The sequence below is a fragment of the Streptomyces sp. NPDC043996 genome (assembly GCF_056435225.1).
Window position 1 is genome coordinate 219,210 of the sequence record NZ_JBWKEY010000001.1, and the last position, 19,738, is coordinate 238,947.

At 74.0% G+C, this 19,738-nt stretch carries 11 protein-coding genes; 3 read left to right on the forward strand and 8 right to left on the reverse strand.

Annotated elements, in window-relative coordinates:
• From AC07A4_RS01055 to AC07A4_RS01070, 4 genes are all read right to left on the reverse strand, one after another.
• On the reverse strand, positions 1–3,843 hold the full coding sequence (locus AC07A4_RS01055) for a UvrD-helicase domain-containing protein (RefSeq protein ID WP_478591200.1): 3,843 nt from the start codon (positions 3,841–3,843) through the stop codon (positions 1–3).
• A 78-nt stretch (positions 3,844–3,921) separates the two neighbouring features.
• Positions 3,922–4,638 carry a hypothetical protein gene (locus AC07A4_RS01060; protein ID WP_478591202.1) on the reverse strand — a complete coding sequence of 239 codons (717 nt, stop codon included), beginning with the start codon at positions 4,636–4,638 and terminating at the stop codon, positions 3,922–3,924.
• Between the two features lie 162 nt (positions 4,639–4,800).
• The gene (locus AC07A4_RS01065; RefSeq protein ID WP_478592829.1) at positions 4,801–8,295 is read right to left on the reverse strand and encodes an ATP-dependent helicase; all 3,495 of its coding nucleotides are present in this window, start codon (positions 8,293–8,295) and stop codon (positions 4,801–4,803) included.
• A gap of 204 nt (positions 8,296–8,499) precedes the next feature.
• Positions 8,500–8,889: an MGMT family protein gene (locus AC07A4_RS01070; RefSeq protein ID WP_478591204.1), complete on the reverse strand. Its 390-nt coding sequence runs from the start codon at positions 8,887–8,889 to the stop codon at positions 8,500–8,502.
• 164 nt (positions 8,890–9,053) lie between these two features.
• Here AC07A4_RS01070 and AC07A4_RS01075 point away from each other — a divergent pair, with 164 nt between their 5' ends.
• The 3 genes from AC07A4_RS01075 to AC07A4_RS01085 all read left to right on the forward strand — a co-directional run bounded on the left by AC07A4_RS01075 (position 9,054) and on the right by AC07A4_RS01085 (position 15,221).
• Positions 9,054–11,903: a lysylphosphatidylglycerol synthase transmembrane domain-containing protein gene (locus AC07A4_RS01075; protein WP_478591207.1), complete on the forward strand. Its 2,850-nt coding sequence runs from the start codon at positions 9,054–9,056 to the stop codon at positions 11,901–11,903.
• Between the two features lie 98 nt (positions 11,904–12,001).
• Positions 12,002–13,555 carry an alpha/beta hydrolase gene (locus tag AC07A4_RS01080; protein WP_478591209.1) on the forward strand — a complete coding sequence of 518 codons (1,554 nt, stop codon included), beginning with the start codon at positions 12,002–12,004 and terminating at the stop codon, positions 13,553–13,555.
• Positions 13,556–13,649: 94 nt separating this feature from the next.
• A complete protein-coding gene (locus AC07A4_RS01085; protein WP_478591211.1) occupies positions 13,650–15,221 on the forward strand; it encodes an alpha/beta hydrolase in 1,572 nt (523 codons plus the stop codon).
• Positions 15,222–15,356: 135 nt separating this feature from the next.
• Here the strand turns inward: AC07A4_RS01085 and moeZ are convergent, their stop codons facing one another.
• The 4 genes from moeZ to AC07A4_RS01105 all read right to left on the reverse strand — a co-directional run bounded on the left by moeZ (position 15,357) and on the right by AC07A4_RS01105 (position 19,606).
• Positions 15,357–16,535: an adenylyltransferase/sulfurtransferase MoeZ gene (moeZ, locus tag AC07A4_RS01090; protein ID WP_478591213.1), complete on the reverse strand. Its 1,179-nt coding sequence runs from the start codon at positions 16,533–16,535 to the stop codon at positions 15,357–15,359.
• A gap of 63 nt (positions 16,536–16,598) precedes the next feature.
• Positions 16,599–17,357, reverse strand: a complete 759-nt coding sequence (locus tag AC07A4_RS01095; protein WP_478591216.1) for a spherulation-specific family 4 protein — start codon at positions 17,355–17,357, stop codon at positions 16,599–16,601.
• Complete coding sequence (locus tag AC07A4_RS01100; protein ID WP_478591218.1) at positions 17,345–18,298, reverse strand: NAD-dependent epimerase/dehydratase family protein; 954 nt, start codon at positions 18,296–18,298, stop codon at positions 17,345–17,347. Before AC07A4_RS01100 ends, AC07A4_RS01095 begins: the two co-directional genes overlap by 13 nt.
• Before the next feature lie 210 nt (positions 18,299–18,508).
• Positions 18,509–19,606, reverse strand: coding sequence for a hypothetical protein (locus AC07A4_RS01105; protein WP_478591220.1), 1,098 nt, complete (start codon positions 19,604–19,606; stop codon positions 18,509–18,511).
• Between the last annotated feature and the right edge of the window lie 132 nt (positions 19,607–19,738).

Consider the following 19,738-nt stretch of genomic DNA (forward strand, 5'->3'; position numbering starts at 1 on the left):
CTATCGGCCCTCGGGGGCCGTCTGACCGGGCGGCCGGTCGGTCCCCGGTCCACCTCCTGGTCCACCGGCTCCCGCGCCTCCGGGACGGGCGGCGCGGGCCGGGGCGTGACCGCCCCCTCCGGGGGCGCGGTCACCGCCGTGGCCGCCTCCGCCGTGGGCTTCGTCACCATGGGCTTCATCGCCGTGGTGGTCGCTGTCAGCGTCACCGTCGCCGCCGCCGTCGCCGTCGCCGTCGCCGTCGAGCAGCAGGCTCTCCAGTTCGGCGCGGCCGGGCAGGTGCTCGGGGCGCACGGTCTCGCCACTGCGCACGTACAGGAACGCGGCCGTCACCGACTCCAGCGGCACTCCGTGCTGCTCGGCCCACGCCAGGCGGTACACGGCCAGCTGGAGGGGGTCGGCGTCCTGGACGCGGCTGGTCTTCCAGTCGACGATCTCGTACGTGACGGTGTCGCCGTCGGCCTTCTTGTAGACGGCGTCCACGCGGCCCCTGATGACGCGGCCCGCGAGGGTGAGCTGGAAGGGGGCCTCGACGCGGTGGGGCGTGCGACGGGCGTACTCGGTGCGCTCGAAGGCCTCCTTGAGCGCTTCCAGGTCCCGCTCGTCGGCGATCTCGGCTTCCCCGGGACCGCCGCCGGGCAGTTCGTCCGGGCCGAGCATGGGCAGCCGCAGCTCCTCGAAGCGGGCCTCCACCCAGGCGTGGAAGCGGGTGCCCCGGCGAGCCGCGGGCTGGGGCGGCCGGGGCATGGGCCGGGCCAGCTCCTGCGCGAGGCCGTCCGGGTCGGTGGCGACGCGCAGCAGCTGGGAGGCGCTGAGCGAGGTGGGCAGGAGCACGTCGCGCACGCCTTCGCGGGCGCGCAGCAGCTCACCGGTGAGGGCGTCCAGATCGCGGTCCCAGGAGGCGAGGGTGCGCAGTTCCTCGGGGGTGAGGTCCTGCTCGGGCTCCGTGGCGTGCGGCACGCGCGCGTGCGGGATGGCCGGTTCGGGGGACGGGCCCGCCCCTGGGGGTGCCGGGCGGTCGCTGCTCCAGGAGTCCCAGGCGGTGGGGTCCTCGTCTTCGGGCGGGAGGTCACCGTCGTCGTACGGATCCACTCCGGACCCGCCCTCTTCGTAGAGGGCGCCTTCGTGAAGGACACCTTCGTGAAGGGCGTCTTCGTGAAGGGCGCCTTCGTAGAGGACGTCGCCCTCTTCGTAGAACCCGTCCTCCTCCGGAGGCGGTGGCCACTCCGGGTCGGCCGCCGGGTGGGACTCCGCGTGGTCGCGCGCTCCGGGGTGTGCGGTGCCCCGGCCTGGCACCCCTTCCGCCATGAGGAGGCGGTCCAGGTGCGCCTGGACGGTGTCCGCGGCGGCGTGGCGGCGGGCCAGCGATTCGGCGTCCAGGGGCAGCGGCCAGGCGTGGTCGGCCGCCGCCTCGCGCAGGGCCGGGTTCTCCTCGCCGTCCTCCGGTGTGTCCGCCCAGGCCTCGATCTCGCCGTGTCCGGCCGCGCAGTGGTCGTACAGCGCCGTCAGGAAGTCCGAGGGGCCGCGCGGCTTCTTCTGGGTGGGGCCCCACCAGTGGCCCGAGCCCAGGAGGAGGCTCCTGGGGCGGGTGAAGGTGACGTAGCCGAGGCGGAGCTCCTCCGTGTGCTGGTGCTCCTTCATGTCGGCGTGGAAGGCCTTCATGCCCTTGTTGTCCCAGGCGGTGACGTCGGGCAGCGTGTCGGCGTCGCCGCGCAGCGCGTGCGGGACGACCTTGGCCTGGGCGGTCCACTTCTCGCGGCCCTGGGCGCTCGGGAACGTGCCCTTGACCAGGCCGGGGACGGCGACGACGTCCCACTCCAGGCCCTTGGACTTGTGGGCGGTGAGCACCTTGACGGTGTTCTCGCCGCCGGGCAGGGCGTTGTCGAGTCCCTTCTCGTACTGCGCGGCGGTGCGCAGGAACCCGAGGAAGGCGAGCAGCGGGGCCGACGGGTCGTTGGCCGCGAAGGACGCGGCGACGTCCAGGAAGTTCGAGAGGGTCTCGCGGCGCCGGGCGGCCAGGGCGTGCGGGGACGCCGACAGCTCGACTTCGAGGCCCGTGACGGTCAGGACGCGGTGCAGCACGTCCATGAGCGGGTCGGCCAGGGAGCGGCGCAGGTCGCGCAGTTCGGCGGCGAGGCGGGCGAAGCGCACGCGCGCCTCCGCCGAGAACGGCAGCCCGTCGTCCCCGCCCCCGCCCCCGGGGGCGTCGATGGGCGTCTCCAGGAACGTGTCGAGCGCGTCCGCGAGCGATATCACCTCGGACGGGTCGACGCCCTCCACGGCTTCGGCGAGGCGCCGGTCGGCGGCTTCGGCGTCGTCAGGGCCGTCGGCGCCCACGGGCGCCGTCGGGCCGTGGCGGACCAGGAGGCGGGCGCGGCGGCCGAGCAGGGCCAGGTCGCGGGGGCCGATGCACCAGCGGGGCCCGCTGAGGAGCCGCACCAGGGAGGCGTTGGCCCCGGGGTCCTGAAGGACCTCGCAGACGGCGACGAGGTCCGCGACCTCCGGCAGGTGCAGCAGGCCGGACAGGCCGACGACCTCGACCGGGACGTCACGGGCGACGAGCGCGCCCTGGATGTCGGCGAAGTCGGTCGCCGTGCGGCACAGGACCGCGATCTCCCCGGGGTCGGTGCCGGTGCGCACGAGGTGGGCGAGCGAGTCGGCGATCCAGTCGATCTCCTCGGCGTGCGTGCGCAGGAGGGCGCAGCGCACCGCTCCGTCGCGCTCGGCCCCCGGTGCGGGCCGCAGGGCCTCCACGCCCGCGTGCCGGGCCCGCAGGGGCGCGGCCAGGCCGTTGGCGAGGTCCAGGAGGCGGCCGCCGCTGCGGCGGTTCTCGCTCAGGGCGTGGCGTCTTGCGGGGCGGCCGTCGGCGCCCGGGAAGTGGTGCGGGAAGTCGTCGAGGTTGGCGACGGAGGCGCCGCGCCAGCCGTAGATCGCCTGGCAGGGGTCGCCGACCGCGGTGACCGGGTGGCCGGTGCCGCCGCCGAACAGGCCCGCGAGGAGGATGCGCTGGGCCACCGAGGTGTCCTGGTACTCGTCGAGGAGGACGACGCGGAACTCCTCGCGGAGGATCGCGCCGACCTCCGCGTGGTCGCGGGCGAGCGCCGCCGAGTGGGCGATCTGGTCGCCGAAGTCGAGCAGGTCGCGGGCGCGCTTGGCGTTCCTGTAGCGCTCGACGAGGCCGGTGAGCTCGATGCGGGCCGACGCCGTCTCGGGGACCTTGCGCAGGTCGTCGTTGGTGAGCCGGGTGCCCGCCAGGGTGCTCAGGAGGCGGGTGTCGTGCGCGCGCAGCGCGGCGGGGTCCACCAGGTGCTCGGCAAGCTCGCTGTCGAGGGCCAGGAGGTCGCTGACGAGGTCCGGGAAGGAGCGGGTCAGCGCGGGATACGGGCCGGGGGCCTCGCGCAGCACGCGCGCGGCGAGCTGGAAGCGGGTGGCGTCGGCGAGGAGGCGGGAGGTGGGCTCGAGGCCGAGGCGCAGGCCGTGGTCGGTCAGGAGGCGCCCGGCGAAGGCGTGGTACGTGGAGATGACCGGTTCGCCCGGGGTGTCGTCGGGGTCCGCCGCGTCCGGGTCGGTGACGCCCGCCTTGACCAGGGCCTGGCGGACGCGCTCTGCGAGCTCGCCCGCCGCCTTGTTCGTGAACGTCAGGCCGAGGACCTGCTCCGGGGCGACCTGGCCGGTGCCGACGAGCCACACCACGCGCGCGGCCATCACCGTCGTCTTGCCCGAGCCCGCTCCGGCCACGATCACCTGCGGGGCGGGCGGCGCGGTGATGCAGGCCGTCTGCTCCGGGGTGAACGGGATGCCGAGGAGCTCTTTGAGCTCGTCGGGGTCGGTGAGGCGGGAAGGCACGTCAGAGAGGCTAGCGGCGGCCACTGACAGCCGGGGTGGATCCGGTCGTCAGCAGCCGCCGCCAGGGTCGTCGGCGGGTCAGGAACCGGAGACGAGCTTGTCGGTGTCGACGGTCTCGCTGGCCGGCGGGGCCTTGACCTCGATGGCCGTGCCGTAGTCGGAGAAGAGCACCGTGCCGGGCTCGTCACCGCCCTTGATGACGGCCTTCAGGAAGTAGGGCTTGCCCTCCATGGCGACGTAGAACGTCTTGGTCTCGTCGCCCTTCTTCTTCTTGATGGTCTTGGTGAGCACGGCGGCCTTCTTGCCGTCGACCTCGGCGTCCTTCTCGCGCTTGAGGCCCTTGAGCTCCTTGGTCTTGAACATCTCCTCGGCCTTGCAGGGACTGCCCTCACCGCTCGGGGACTTCATCCAGCGGCCCTTGAGGAGCTCGGTCACGCCGGAGCCGCCGCCCGGGGAGTTCGCCCAGAACTTGTCGTCGCCCTTGACGTACGACGTCTTGCCCACGGCGAGGATCTGGGCGTGGCCCTCGGTGGCGGAGCCCATCTTGCCCTTGCAGTCGCCGGACTTGGCGACGCTGAAGTCGACGTCGACCAGCTTGCCGTCCCGCTTGCCGTTGCCCTTGGCGCGGAAGGAACCGGCGTCCTCGGAGGCGTTGGCGGCCTTCTTGGCGATCTTGTCGGCGCTCATGCCCTCGAAGGGGTCCTTGTCGCCGCTGTCGCCGCTGCAGCCCGTGATGCCGATGACGGCGGCGGCGCAGGCGGCGGCCGCTGCCAGGAGCTTCCGGTTGGCTGCCATGTGTCTCTCCTCGAAAAGGGCGCACGTTCGAAAGGTGCGGTGGGGCACCGTGCGCTGAGTGCGCGGTTCAGCTTTACGAAGACTTTAGATGGCCTGTGCGGGTGCTAAGCGCCGAGGTCAGGGGTGACGTTGGCCACCGCCGCCGCCGGGCCGCACCGCCGTTCACTCCACGACATGTCGGCCCTCCGGAAGCGCGCTGCACGAGGCGCGGAAGGCGCAGTGGCCGCAGTGCTGGCCCGTTGCGGGCGTGAAGCGCTCGTCCAGGACCTTGCCCGCGGCCGTGGCCAGGAGGTCGCCGATCCAGTCGCCCTCGCCCTCCGGAGGCGGCTGCTGGACCTGCACCTTCGGCAGGGCGTCGCCGCCGTCCTTCTTGGCCGCGCCCTGGCGCAGGTGCACCAGTTCCGCGCCCCCCACCTCGGGGTGGCCGTCCGCGAACGCGTCGTCGGCCGCGCCCTCGCGCACGGCGAGCTGATAGACGGCCAGCTGCGGATGGCGGGCGACGTCGGCGGCGCTCGGGGCCTGCTTGCCGGTCTTGAAGTCGACCACGTAGGCGCGGCCGTCGGCGTCACGCTCGACGCGGTCCATGGAGCCGCGCACGCGCACTTCGTAGGGGCCCGCTTCCAGGGTGACGTCGAAGTCGTGCTCGCTGGCGACGGGGGCGCGGCCCGCGTGGGCGCCGTTGACGTGCCACTGGAGGAAGCGTTCGAGCGCCGCGCGCGCGTGTTCTTTCTCCTGCTCCGACTTCCAGGGGGCGTCGAAGGCGAGGGCGTCCCACACCGACTCCAGGCGCTCCATGAGCACGTCCAGGTCGGCGGGCGTGCGCCCGGAGGCGACCTCGTCGGCCAGGACGTGCACGACGTTGCCGAAGCCCTGGGCCACGGTCGCGGGCGCGTCGGCCTTCACCTCGCGGCCCAGGAACCACTGCAGGGCGCACGTGTTGGCGAGCTGGTCCAGGGCGCTGCCCGACAGGACGACCGGCCTGTCGCGGTCCCTGAGGGGCACCGCGCTCGCCGTCGGCTCGTACATGCCCCACCAGCGCGACGGGTGGGCGGAAGGGACCAGGGGGCGCCCGTCGGTGTCGCTCAGGCCGGCGAGGCGGGCCAGGCGCTGGGCCGCCGCCTCGCGCAGCGCCCGGGGCGCGCGCGGGTCGACGGTGGTCGCCCGCAGCTCCGCGACGAGCGCGGCGACGGACAGCGGACGGCGCGGGCGACCCGTCACGTCCCGGGGCTCGACGCCTAGCTCGGTCAGGAAGCGGGAGGGCTGGTCGCCGTCGTCCGCGGGCGCCTTGACCGCGGTGACGACGAGGCGTTCACGCGCGCGCGTGGCGGCCACGTAGAAGAGACGGCGCTCTTCGGAGAGGAGCGCTCCCGGGGTGAGGGGTTCGGCGATGCCGTCGCGTCCGATGCGGTCGGCCTCCAGGAGGGAGCCTCGGCGGCGCAGGTCCGGCCACAGGCCCTCCTGGACGCCCGCGACGACCACGAGCCGCCACTGAAGGCCCTTGGAGCGGTGCGCCGTCATCAGGCGTACGGCGTCGGGGCGCACGGCGCGGCGGGTGAGCGTGTCGGCGGCGATGTCCTGGGCCTCGATCTCCTCCAGGAAGTTCAGGGCGCCACGGCCGCCGGTGCGCTCCTCGGCGCGGGCGGCCGTGGCGAACAGGGCGCACACCGCGTCGAGGTCGCGGTCGGCGTTGCGGCCCGCCGCGCCGCCGCGGCGCGCGGCGCGCTCCAGGCGCCGGGGCCAGGAGGTGCCGTCCCACAGCTCCCACAGGGCCTGCTCGGCCGTGCCGCCGTCCGCGAGGCACTGGCGGGCGCGGCTCAGGAGCCTGCCGAGGCGCTGTGCGCCCTGCGCGTACGAGGTGTCGTGCGCGACGAGCCGCTCCGGTTCGGCGAGCGCGCGGGCCAGCAGCACGTCGGAGGGCGGCGGCACGCGGTTGCCCGCGGCGCGCTCCTCCTCGCGCAGGGCGCGGCCGAGGCGGCGCAGATCGGCGGCGTCCATGCCCGCGAGGGGCGAGGTGAGCAGGGTGAGCGCGGTCTCGGTGTCGAGCCAGGACTCCGCGCGCGGGGCGCTCACCGCGCCTTGGCCCATGGACGTCTCCGAAGACACCGTCTCTTCGGACGGCCCCGAAGACGACGCCTGTTCGGACCGCTCCGAAGACACCGTCTCTACGAGCGCGCCCGTAGACGCCACCTCCGTAGGCGCCACCCCCGTAGACGCCGCGTCCGTAGACGCCACCTCCGTAGACGCCGCCCCCGTAGACGCCGCCCCCGTAGCCGCCACCTCCGTAGACGCCGCCTCCGCCATAGCCACCGCGCGCAGCGCTGTCAGCAGGGCCGTCACCGCCGGTTCGTGGCGCAGGGGGATGTCGTCGCCGTCTATGTCCAGGGGCACCCCGGCGGCCGTGAGGGCGCGGCGCACCGAGGGGATGGTGCGGGCGCCCGCGCGGACGAGCACGGCCATCTCGCTCCAGGGGACGCCGTCCTCCAGGTGCGCGCGGCGCAGGATGTCCGCGATGTTGTCGAGTTCCGTACCGGCGGTCGGGAAGGTGAGGACGTCCACGCGCCCGCCGTCCCGCACGGCCGCGAGGTCGCGGTGGGCCCGTACCTTCTCGGCGGGCAGCCGGGTCAGCGGCATGCGCCGGGTCAGCAGGCGCGTGGCCGCGAGGAGGCCCGCGCCCGAGCGGCGGGACGTCGTCAGGACCCCCACGGGCGCCGGGGAGCCGTCCGCGCGCGGGAAGTCGGCGGGGAACTGGAGGATGCCGTTCACGTCGGCGCCCCGGAAGGTGTAGATCGACTGGTCCGGGTCGCCGAAGGCCACCAGGTCGCGGCCGCCGCCCGCGAGGGCGTGCAGCAGCCGCACCTGCGCGGGGTCCGTGTCCTGGTACTCGTCCACGAAGACCGCGTCGTACTGGGCGGCAAGGGCTCGCGCCACCTCGGGGCGGTGCGCGAGCAGCACCGCGCGGTGCACCAGCTCGGCGTAGTCGAGGACCCCTTGGAGGTCGAGGACGTCGAGGTACTCGGCGAGGAACGCGGCAGCCGCGCGCCAGTCGGGGCGGCCCGTGCGGTGCGCGAAGGCGTCCAGGGCGCGGGGGCCGAGGCCCAGCTCGCGGCTGCGGGCGAGGACGGCGCGCACCTCGTCGGCGAAGCCCCGCGTGGTCAGGCAGGCGCGCAGCTCGTCGGGCCAGCGCACCCGGGCGAGGCCGTCCCTGCCGAGGTCGATCTGGCCGGCGAGCAGCTCGCGCACGGCGACGTCCTGCTCGGGCCCGGAGAGCAGCCGCAGCGGTTCGACGAACAGGTCGGCGTCCTGGTGGGCGCGGACCAGGGCGTAGCAGAAGGAGTGGAACGTGGTCGCCTGGGGCGCGTCGGCGGCGCCGACCCGGCGGGCCATCCGGTCGCGCAGGTCCACGGCCGCCTTGCGGCTGAAGGTGAGCACCAGGACGCGCTCGGGATCGGTGCCCTTGGCGACGCGCGCGGCGACCGACTCGACCAGGGTCGTGGTCTTGCCGGTGCCCGGACCGGCGAGGACGAGCAGCGGGCCGCCGTCATGGTCAACCACGGCGCGCTGCGCTGCGTCAAGGTCAGGGGGATCCGCGGGGACCGGTGGCGTACGCACCAGCCGGTAGGCGCCCGAGGATCCCTGTCGTGCCTGCTGGTACGACAGGTGCCGGGCGTGCCTGGCCGAAGTGGTGGAGCTCACGTGGGTCGCCGGTCCTGGTGGGTGTGCTGGTCGAGATGTGGCTGCGGGACAGCTGCGGGGTGAGTGTGCATGGGTGCTGTCGACGCTACGCCAGCGAGCGCGCGGGGCGGGTGTCTTCCCCCGTACGGGCCACCGGCCCGCCGCCGCGGGGCGCGATGGCGGAAGCTGTCAGATGTGAGTCCCCGCGCCGCCGCCGGGCGTCCCGTCGCGGCCGTCCCACCGGGCCCGCCGCATGTCGAGCCGCGGCAGGTGGCCCTCCGCCGCGCGGCTCGCCTCGCGCAGCGGCGTGCCCTCCGCGCGGTAGGCCGCGAGGGCGCGCAGTTCGTGCCCGGGCAGCAGGGCGCCGTCCGCGCGGACCACGCGCCACCACGGAACCGCGCCCCCGTAGAGCGCCATCACCCTGCCGACCTGTCGGGGGCCGCCCTCCTCCAGCCATTCGGCGACGTCGCCGTACGTCATCACACGGCCCGGCGGGATCAGTTCCGCCACCTCCAGGACCCGTTCCGCGTACTCCGGAAGCTCCTGTGCCGCTCGACTCTCCTCGCTCATCCGGACCATCCTGCCGCATGCCACCGACACCGTGACGGGTCGGCCACAGAGCGTGCGGAACAGTGCCCGACAAGCACCGAACTGGCAAATCGTGACCGTTTCGCGCTCCCGCATCGCCCCCTGATGCCCCCCGTCACCGACGGGGCATGCCACCATCGTGCGGGCGGTGACTGGTGATACGAGATCAAGAAGAGGCGACGGAGCAGCAGAGCGTGCATTCCGACAACACGGCGAGCACCTCTGCGGACACCGCGCGCCCCGACACCGGTGAGCCCGTCCTGAACACCCCGCGGGAGCGTCCGGACCCCGAGCCCGAGAACCCCGCCCCCGCGCAGGGCTTCCACGGCCACGACGCCGACTGCGCCGACGACGACGCGTACGCCGAGCGCGTGGAGGGCGACGAACCGCTGCTCCCCGCGCGCGTGCACCGCCCTTCCGACCTGGTGCGGCTGCTCGTCGGCATCCTGTCCATCGCGGTGCTGCTCGCGATCTCCGCGTTCGCGCACGGCACCACCTCGGGCCTCGAACAGGACATCAACGCGGGCACCGGCTCGCCGCCCGACCTGCTGATGAAACTCTCCGGGCTGACGGCGAGCATCGGCGTCCTGCTCATCCCGGTGGCGTTCGCGATCGAGCGCCTGATCAAGCGCGACGGTCTGCGCATCGCCGACGGCGTGCTCGCGGCCGTACTCGCGCACGGCGTGACCCTGGCCACCGACCTCTGGGTCGCCAAGGCCGCCCCCGAGTCCATCCAGGACGCCCTCACCCAGCCATCCCCCGGCGATCTGAACTCGCTCACCGACCCGGTGCACGGCTATCTCGCGCCGGTGATCGCGTACATGACGGCCGTCGGCATGTCGCGCAGGCCGCGCTGGCGCGTCGTCCTGCTCGTCGTGCTGCTGCTCGAAGCGTTCACGATGCTGGTGTCGGGCAACACGACACCGTTCTCGATCATCCTGACGGTCCTGATCGGCTGGACCGTCGCCTACGGCACGCTGTACGCGGTCGGCTCGCCGAACGTGCAGCCCACCGGGCAGACGCTGCTCGCGGGCCTGCGGCACGTCGGCTTCCGCCCGGTGAGCGCCGCCCGCGAGGAGTCCGGCGACAGCGGCGACCAGGGCGACCGGGGCCGGCGCTACTTCGTCACGCTGGAGGACGGCCCTCCGCTCGACGTCACCGTCATCGACCGCGAACAGCAGGCGCAGGGCTTCTTCTACCGGGTCTGGCGGCGGCTCACGCTGCGCAGCATCACCACGCGGCGCAGCCTCCAGTCGCTGCGCCAGGCCCTGGAGCAGGAGGCGCTGCTCGCGTACGCGGCGATCGCGGCGGGCGCCAACGCGCCCAAGCTGATCGCCACCTCCGAGCTCGGCCCGGACGCGGTGATCCTGGTCTACGAGCACACCGGCGGCCGGACCCTGGACTCGCTGCCGGACGCGGCCCTGACCGACGAGCTGATGCGGGAGACCTGGCGGCAGGTCAAGGCGCTGCAGTCGCGGCGCATCGCGCACCGCAGGCTCGCGGGGGACGCCATCCTGGTGGATCGTTCCGGCAAGGTGATCCTCACCGATCTGCGCGGCGGTGAGATCGCCGCCGGTGACCTGGTCCTGCGGATGGACATCGCGCAGCTCCTGACCGCCTTCGGGCTGCGGATCGGCGCGGAGCGCGCGGTCGCCACGGCGGTCGACGTGCTCGGCCCGGACGCGGTGGCGGACTGTCTGCCGCTGCTCCAGCCGATCGCCCTGACGCGCTCCACGCGCGGGACGCTGCGCAAGCGGGCCCGCGAGCGCGCCCAGCGCGAGCGCGACGCCGTCCTCGAGGCGTCCCGGAAGGCCAAGCTCGCCCGCGGCGAGGACGAGACCGATGAGAAGGGTGCGAGCGGCGAGCACCGCGAGCGCCGTGAGGGCGAGCGGGAGGAGCAGGCCCTGGACCCGGCGGCCGCCCGCAAGTCCGTGCGCGCGGAGAAGCAGGCCGAGAAGCAGGCCATAGACGAGGCCCTCGAGCAGGCCCGCGAGGAGGACCTGCTCAGCCAGATCCGCCACCAGGTGCTCCTGATCCGGCCGACGGCGCCCATCGAACCGGCGCAGCTGGAGCGGATCAGGCCGCGCACCCTGATCAGCTTCATCGCCGGTGCCTTCGGCGCGTACTTCCTGCTTTCGCAGCTCACGCACGTCGACTTCGCCACCATCGTCGAAGAGGCCGAGTGGGGCTGGGTCGCGGCGGCCGTGGCGTTCTCCGCGCTGAGCTACTTCGCCGCGGCGATGAGCCTGCTGGGCTTCGTGCCGGAGCGGGTGCCGTTCCTGCGGGCGGTGGCGGCGCAGGTCGCCGGGTCGTTCGTGAAGATCGTGGCGCCCGCGGCGGTCGGCGGCGTCGCCCTGAACACGCGGTTCCTGCAGCGGTCCGGGGTGCGCTCCGGGCTCGCCGTGGCGAGCGTGGGCGCCTCCCAGCTGTTCGGGCTCGGCGCGCACATCATCCTGCTGCTCGTCTTCGGCTATGTGACGGGCACCCAGAAGACGCCGACGCTGACGCCGTCGCGCACGGTCATCGCGGGCCTGTTGACGGTCGCGGTCCTGGTGCTCGTGGTGACCGCCATCCCGTTCCTGCGGAAGTTCGTCGTCACCCGCGTCAGGTCGCTGTTCGCGGGTGTCGTGCCGCGCATGCTGGACGTGCTGCAGCGGCCGCAGAAGCTGCTCACCGGCATCGGCGGGATGCTGCTCCTGACGTTCCTCTTCGTCCTGTGCCTGGACGCGTCCGTACGGGCCTTCGCCAGCCAGGAGATGGGCACGCTGAGCCTCGCCAGCGTCGCCGTGGTCTTCCTCGCGGGCAACGCCCTCGGCTCCGCCGCGCCCACACCGGGCGGTGTCGGCGCGGTCGAGGCGACGCTCACGTTCGGCCTGATCGCGGTGGGCGTGCCCAAGGACGTGGCGGCCCCGGCGGTGCTCCTGTACCGGCTGCTCACGCTGTGGCTCCCGGTGCTCCCCGGCTGGCTGTTCTTCAACCACCTGACCCGTAAGGGCCTGTTGTAGGACCCCTGGGGGCGGCCGCCGCCCCCAGGGCCGGACGGGGGTCACCCACACGGCCCGCGTCCCGAGCGCCCCGCCCGGGCGGCCCGCAGGATGGAGCCATGCCCAAGCTTCCGCCGCGCGCCAAGGCCCTGGCCACCACCGCCGTCCTGCTCACCGCCGCGCTCACGGCCTGCGGCGACGATGAGAACGACGGCTCGCCGGGCGCGGCCCTGCCGGACCAGAAGCTCAGCTGGAAGGACTGCCCGGCGCCGTCCGCGGCCGAGGGCGGCGGCGACGCCCCGTCCCCGCTGCCCGGCGGCGCCACCTGGAGCTGCGCCACCATGAAGGCCCCACGGGACTGGGCCAAGCCCAAGGGCGACACGATCGACCTGGCGCTCATCCGCGCGCGGGCCAGCGGCGCCGCGGACCGGCGCATCGGCTCCCTGGTCTTCAACTTCGGCGGCCCCGGCGGCTCCGGCGTCACCACGCTGCCCGCGTTCGGCTCGGACTACGCCAAGCTGCGCACCCGCTACGACCTGGTGAGCTTCGACCCGCGCGGCGTGGGCCGCAGCGAGGGCGTGCGGTGCGAGGACGACGCACAGCTCGACGCGTACTTCCAGCAGGACGCGACGCCCGACGACGCGGCCGAGCGCACCGAGTTCATCGACAACGTGAAGCGTTTCAACGGGGCGTGCGAGAAGAACTCCGGCGAGATCCTGCCCCATGTGCGCACCACCGACGCGGCGCGCGACATGGACCTGATGCGGCAGGTGCTCGGCGACGCCAAGCTGCACTACTTCGGCATCTCCTACGGCACCGAACTCGGCGGCGTCTACGCGCACTTGTTCCCCAAGAAGGTGGGCCGCGCCGTCTTCGACGCGGTCGTCGACCCCACCGAGACGGCCGAGCAGGGCTCGCTCGGGCAGGCCAAGGGCTTCCAGCTGGCGCTCGACAACTTCGCGAAGGACTGCGTGTCCCAGGAGGACGACTGCCCCGTCGGCGACACCGAGCAGGGCGTCAAGGACCGCATCGCGAAGCTCCTGAAGGACCTGGACGCCAAGCCGCTGCCCGCGTTGCCGTCGCGCGAGCTGACCCAGACCGCCGCCACCAACGGCATCGTGCAGGCCCTGTACTCCCAGGACTTCTGGCCCTATTTGAAGGAGGGCCTGGAGGAGGCCTACGACGGCGACGGCAAGATCCTGATGCTCCTGTCCGACTCCATGAACGGGCGCGGCGAGAACGGCGAGTACAGCAACATCCAGGCCGCGAACATCGCCATCAACTGCGCCGATGACAAGCCGCGGTACACGACGGCGGACGTCGAGGCGAAGCTGCCGCGGTTCCGCGCGGCGTCGCCGCTGTTCGGCGACTATCTGGCGTGGGGCATGCTCGGCTGCGTCGACTGGGCCGTCGCGGGCGCCGCCGACCAGCCCGACGTGAGCGCCCCCACAGCGCCCCCCATCGTGGTCATCGGCAACACCGGCGACCCCGCCACGCCCTACGAGGGCGCCCGCAAGATGGCCGAGTCCCTGGGCAAGGGCGTCGGCGTCGAGGTGACGTACAAGGGGCAGGGGCACGGGGCGTACGACAGCGGGAACCGGTGCGTACGGGGCGCGGTGGACGGCTACTTGCTGGACGGGAAGGTTCCGGACGCGGGCACGGTCTGCGCGTAGAAGGCCGGGAGGCGGGGGCGGCGGGCACTTCGCGGGCGCTGTCAGTGGTCCGACCTACTATGGCCTGACTGTCTGACACAGCGGGGGGAACATCATGGCGCGATGCGCACGGCCGCTCGCCTGGGCCGCCGCGCTGGCCCTGACCGCCGGTCTCCTCGGCGGCTGCGGCGGCGGTGACAAGGACGAGGCGGACGGCAAGCGTCCCACCGCACGCGGCGCCGACCCCACGCCGCGGCCGGACCCGTCGTCCACGCTGCCCGCGGCGGTCACCGCGCAGCGGCTCGACTGGGGCGGGTGCGAGGCCCCCGAGGGCGAGTCCGCGCCGGGCTCGGAGTGGCGGTGCGCCACGCTCAAGGTCCCCTTGGACTACGCGAAGCCGGACGGCGAGACGATCGGCATCGCCCTGATCCGCGCCGAGTCCACCGCCAAGAAGGACAGCGACCGCATCGGCTCCCTCCTGTTCAACTTCGGCGGCCCCGGCGGCTCCGGCGTCTCCCTGCTGCCCGCGTTCGCGAGTTCGTACGACGCACTGCGCGAGCGGTACGACCTGGTGAGCTTCGACCCGCGCGGCGTCGCGGGCAGCGAGGGCGTGCGGTGCCGCAGCGACGAGCGGACCCAGGCGGCGGAGAACACGGACCCGACGCCGGACACCGCGGCGGAGGAGAAGGCCTATCTGGCCGACGCCGCCGCGTTCGGCGCGGGCTGCGCGCGGGACGCGAGGAAGCTGCTCCCGCACGTCTCGACGACCGACGCGGCCCGGGACATGGACGTGCTGCGGCAGGTGCTCGGCGACGCCAAGCTGCACTACTTCGGGATCTCCTACGGCACCGAACTCGGCGGTACGTACGCCCACTTGTTCCCCAAGAGGGTGGGCCGCCTCACGCTGGACGCGGTCGTCGACCCGACAGCGGCCACGGTGGGCCACGCGCGGAACCAGGCGCGGGGCTTCCAGCGCGCCTTGGAGAACTATCTGCGCTCCAACGGCGAGGACCCTGAGGCGGGCACGCGCGAGATAGCCGGTCTCCTCCGCCGTCTGGACGCCAAGCCGCTGCGCACCTCGTCGCCCGGCCGCAGGCTCAGCGAGGCCCTCGCGACGACGGGCATCATCTACGCGCTGTACAGCAAGCAGGCCTGGCCCACCCTGTCGAACGCCCTGGAGGAGGCGGAGGAGGGCGAAGGCTCGGCGCTCCTGGAGCTGGCCGACGCGTACAACGAGCGGGACCCGTCCGGGCGTTACAGCACAACGAGCCATTCGCAGCGCGCGATCGCCTGCCGGGACGGCAGGGAGCGGTCGACGCCGGCCGAGGCCAAGGGGCGGCTCGCCGCGTTCGAGGAGATATCCCCGGTGTTCGGCCCGTTCATGGCCTGGGACACGGCGGGCTGGTGCCACGACTGGCCGGTGTCCGGGCTGCGCGACACCCCCGAGGTGAGCGCCCCCGGCGCCGCGCCGGTGCTGGTCGTGGGCACCACGGGCGATCCGGCGACGCCGTACGAGGGCGCCCGCAAGATGGCGGACGAGCTCGGCGAGGGCGTCGGCGTCCAGCTGACGTGGAAGGGCGAGGGCCACGGCGCGTACGGCAACGGCAGCGACTGCGTCGACGGCACGGTCGACGCCTATCTGCTCAAGGGGGAGGTCCCGAAGGACGGCAAGGTCTGCGCGTCCTGAGCGGGCCGGGACTCGCGCTCTGAACAGGCCGGGGGCCGCGTGACCTGAGCGGGCCGGGGGCCGTGCGTGCCGGACAGCGCGAGGCCCCGCTCGCCGAGGGGTGAGCGGGGCCCGGAAGAGGCGCGGGAAGCGGGTCTAGTAGACCGGCTTGCCGGGCTCGATCTGGTTGACCCAGCCGATCACGCCGCCGCCGACGTGCACGGCGTCCGCGAAGCCCGCGGACTTCAGGACGGCGAGGACCTCCGCGCTGCGGACACCCGTCTTGCAGTGCAGGACGATCTTCTTGTCCTGCGGCATGGCCTCCAGGGCGGTGCCCATCAGGAACTCGTTCTTCGGGATCAGCTTGGCGCCGGGGATCGAGACGATCTCGTACTCGTTGGGCTCCCGGACGTCGATGATCTCGATCTTCTCCTCGGCGTCGATCCACTCCTTGAGCTGCTTGGGAGTGATCGTCGAACCGGCGGCGGCCTCCTGGGCCTCCTCGGAGACGACGCCGCAGAAGGCCTCGTAGTCGATGAGCTCCGTGACCGTGGGGTTCTCGCCGCAGACCGCGCAGTTCGGGTCCTTGCGGACCTTGACCTGGCGGTACTGCATCTCCAGGGCGTCGTAGATCATCAGTCGGCCGACGAGCGGCTCGCCGATGCCCGCGAGGAGCTTGATGGCCTCGTTGACCTGGATGGAGCCGATGGACGCGCACAGCACGCCGAGCACGCCGCCCTCGGCGCAGGACGGGACCATGCCGGGGGGCGGGGGCTCCGGGTAGAGGCAGCGGTAGCAGGGGCCGTGCTCGGACCAGAAGACCGAGGCCTGACCGTCGAAGCGGTAGATGGAGCCCCAGACGTACGGCTTGTTCAGGAGCACACAGGCGTCGTTGACCAGGTAGCGCGTCGCGAAGTTGTCGGTGCCGTCGACGATCAGGTCGTACTGGCTGAAGATGTCCATCACGTTGTCGGCCTCGAGCCGCTCTTCGTGCAGGACCACGTTCACGTACGGGTTGATGCCGAGGACCGAGTCCTTCGCGGACTCCGCCTTGGACCGGCCGATGTCGGCCTGGCTGTGGATGATCTGGCGCTGCAGGTTCGACTCGTCGACCTCGTCGAACTCCACGATGCCGAGGGTGCCGACGCCCGCCGCCGCGAGGTACATCAGCGCCGGTGACCCGAGGCCGCCGGCGCCCACACAGAGCACCTTGGCGTTCTTCAGCCGCTTCTGCCCGTCCATCCCGACATCCGGGATGATCAGGTGGCGGGAGTACCTGCGGACCTCGTCGACGGTGAGCTCAGATGCTGGCTCGACCAGGGGTGGCAGCGACACGGGGACTCCGTTGGTCGGATATGCGGAACGGTGGTTCTTTCCGTAACACTGCCACGGCCTTCTTCATTCCGAGACACCTGGTCCGATACGCGAGACGATCTCGTCCCAGTAACCGGGCAGGGCCTCCCAAGGGGCCGCGCCCGTGCCGCCGACGGTGTGATCGGTGCGGTCGGTGAAGTAGATCGTCGACGCGCCCTGCCAGCGGGCGACGCGGAGCGCCTCGTCGAGGTGGCCGCGCGGCATGCCGTGGACGAGGTGGCAGAAGCGGTCGGGCGGGTAGTCGGCGGTCCACTCGGCCACTTGGGACCAGCGGTAGTCGCTCCACGGCCCGCTGAAGGTCACCAACTGGTCGGCGGCCTCGGCGTATCCGGGGTGCGGATGGGTGCCGTGCCCGAACACGACGTGGCCCCCGGCGAGGAGCGCGCGCAGGGTCGTGACCGTGCGGCGCACCGCTGGGAGCGCGGTGGCCGCCGTCGGGCAGCGGGCGAGGAAGAAGCCGTCGACGAGGTACCAGTCCAGGAAGCGGTGGGCGTCGGAGACCAGCTCGCCGAAGCCGCGCGCCCCGTACGTCACGTCGAGGTGCCCGAGGACGCGGACGCCCGCGTTGCGCAGCCGTCCCGCGGCTTCGAGGCAGCGCGGGTCGGGCCGGTCGCCGGGGCCGCCCGAGACGTTCAGGACGACCCAGTGCAGGGGGAGGCCGGGGCGGGAGAGCTCGGCCCACTCGGTGGCGGCGAGCAGCGGGTGGGCGATGCCGGGGACGCCGAAGCCGACGCGCAGGTCGGTGTGCTGGAGCCCGCGGGCCGTGCTCGTCAGATGCGGCACGCGGCCTCCATCCAGATGTCGGCGAGGGACTCTTCGAGGTTGATGCGGGGCCGCCAGCCGAGCCGGTCGCGCGCGGTGCGCACGTCGGCCTGCTGCCAGCTGCCACAGCCGTCCGGGTAGGGGTACGCGGTCGGGGCCGCGTGCTCGGGGTCGACGCGCAGGTGGCTGATGCCGGGCCTGCCGGGCGGCTGGTCGAGCTCGTGCAGGGCGCCGCCGTAGCCCGCGACGCGGGCGAGGACGGCGGCGGCGTCGCGCAGGCGCACCGCGCGCCCGGAGCCGATGTTGACGACGCCCTGGGCGGCGGAGAGCGAGGCGGCGTGGACGGCGCGCGCGATGTCGCGCACGTCGATGAAGTCCCGCTGCACGCCGAGGCCGCCGAGCTTCAGCTCGCCGTCGCCGGACTGCATCGCGCGCCGCATGGCCTCGGCGAGGCGGCCGAGCGGCGACCCGGCCGGGGTGCCGGGGCCCGCGGGCGAGAACACCCTGAGCACCACGGCGTCGAGCCCCGAGCCGAGGACGAGCTCCGTGGCGGCGAGCTTGCTGACGCCGTAGGGCCCGCCGGGCCGGGGCACGGCGTCCTCCGCGGTGGACGATCCCGGCTGGCTCGGCCCGTACTCGGCGCCGCAGCCGAGCTGCACCAGGCGGGCGCCGCAGCCGCTGCGCCGCAGGGCCTCGCAGATGGTGGCGACGGCGACGGTGTTGTGCCGGGTCAGCTCGCGGGCGCCGCCGCGCGTCGCGCCCGCGCAGTTGATGACCACGCCCGGGTGGACGGCGTCCAGGAAGCGGGTGAGCGCTCCGGGGCTGCCGCTGGCGAGGTCGAACCGTACGTCCGAGTCGTCGCCGCGGCCGAGCGCGGTGAGCTGCACCGCCGGGTCGGCGAGCAGCCGGTCGGCGACGAACCGGCCGAGGTATCCGTTGGCTCCGATCAGCAGCACCCTCATCGGGCGGCTCCCACGACGGACGCTCGGAGGCTGTGCCTTGTCATCTGTGTTTCTCCTTCAGGGGGGTGGTGCTGTCCGTGGCGGGCAGCGGGTGGGGCGGGACGGCCCGTCGTGGCCGGGGCCCGCTCCGGGGGCGGGAGGGTCGGTCGAGGGGGGCGCCGCGGGGGCGGGTGCGGGGCCTGGGGTGCGCGGTACGCGCGGGGTGGGTGGTCATGCCGCACCCCCGGGGGCGTACGCGGAGGCGCGGGAGAGTACGCGGACGGCGCGGGCCAGCAGCAGGACCGCTCCGGCGCACGCGAGGGCGGGCGCTCCCCAGGCGGCGGCCGTGGCCACCGCGCCCTGCGTCGGCGCCGCGAGGAAGCCGCACCCGGGCAGGCGGGCGGCGCAGGCCAGGGCTAGTGCGGTCGCCTCGGCCGCGCCGACCGCCGCGTACACCAGCGTCGGCGCGCGCCGGGAGCCGTGGACCGCGAGCATCCGGCCCAGCCACAGCAGCGCGGCCAGCGCGCAGGCCCCGGCCCAGGGCGCCGCGCCGCCGGTCCCGTCAGCGCTGGCGGCACCAGCGGCGTCGCCCCCGCCGAGGACGGCGGCCGCCACGGCGAGCGCGAGGCCCACCGCAGCCGCGTACAGCGCGAAGACGGCGATCAGCAACGGGCGTACGGAGGCGGCGAAGTCGGCGAGTCCGCGGCTCCTGCCGAGCCGTGCGTGGGCCCGTACCGTGAACAGCCGCGCGCACGCCATGCCGGGTGCGACGGCGGCGGCGAGCCCGACGGCCGCGACGGCCGAAGGCGCCCACGCGGGGTCGGCGCCGCCGGGCGCGGCGGCCCGCAGCAGTCCTTCGCCGAGGACGGCGTACACGAGCAGCCAGCACGCCCACGCGCGCGCCGCCGGTGCGCCGGGGCGCGCGGTGCGCAGCGGGCCGTACCGCAGGGCGATCCGGGCGCTCGCGGCGAGGGCGAGGCCGCCGCCGAGCGCCACGGCCAGGCGCACTCGGCCGTCGGTCAGGGCGAGCCCGGCCACGGCGAGGGCGCACACGGCGCCGGGCAGCAGCGCGAACACGGGCCAGCCCGCGGGGGCTTCGGGGGCCGCGGTGTCCCGGTCGTGGCCGACGTCGTCGCCCAGGGCGTCCCACTCGGCGCTGTCGCGGGGCACGCGCGCGTACATCTCCTCGGCCAGCGCGAACACGTCGCGGTGCCGGAACCGGGCGGCGGTCCGGTCGGTGACGCCGTGCGCCTCCAGGCCCGCCGCGATCTCCAGCGGGTCGACGGCGTGCTCGCACAGCTCGCGGTGGCGGTGCAGGAGCGCCTTCACGGGGTCGACGGGGCCGCGCCGGGGCGCTGCGGCATCCGCGGGTCCGGTGGTGACCCGCGCCTGTCCCGCGGCCTCCGCACCTCCCCCGGCCCCAGCGGCCACAGCGACCTCAGCAGCCTCAGCGGCCCCACC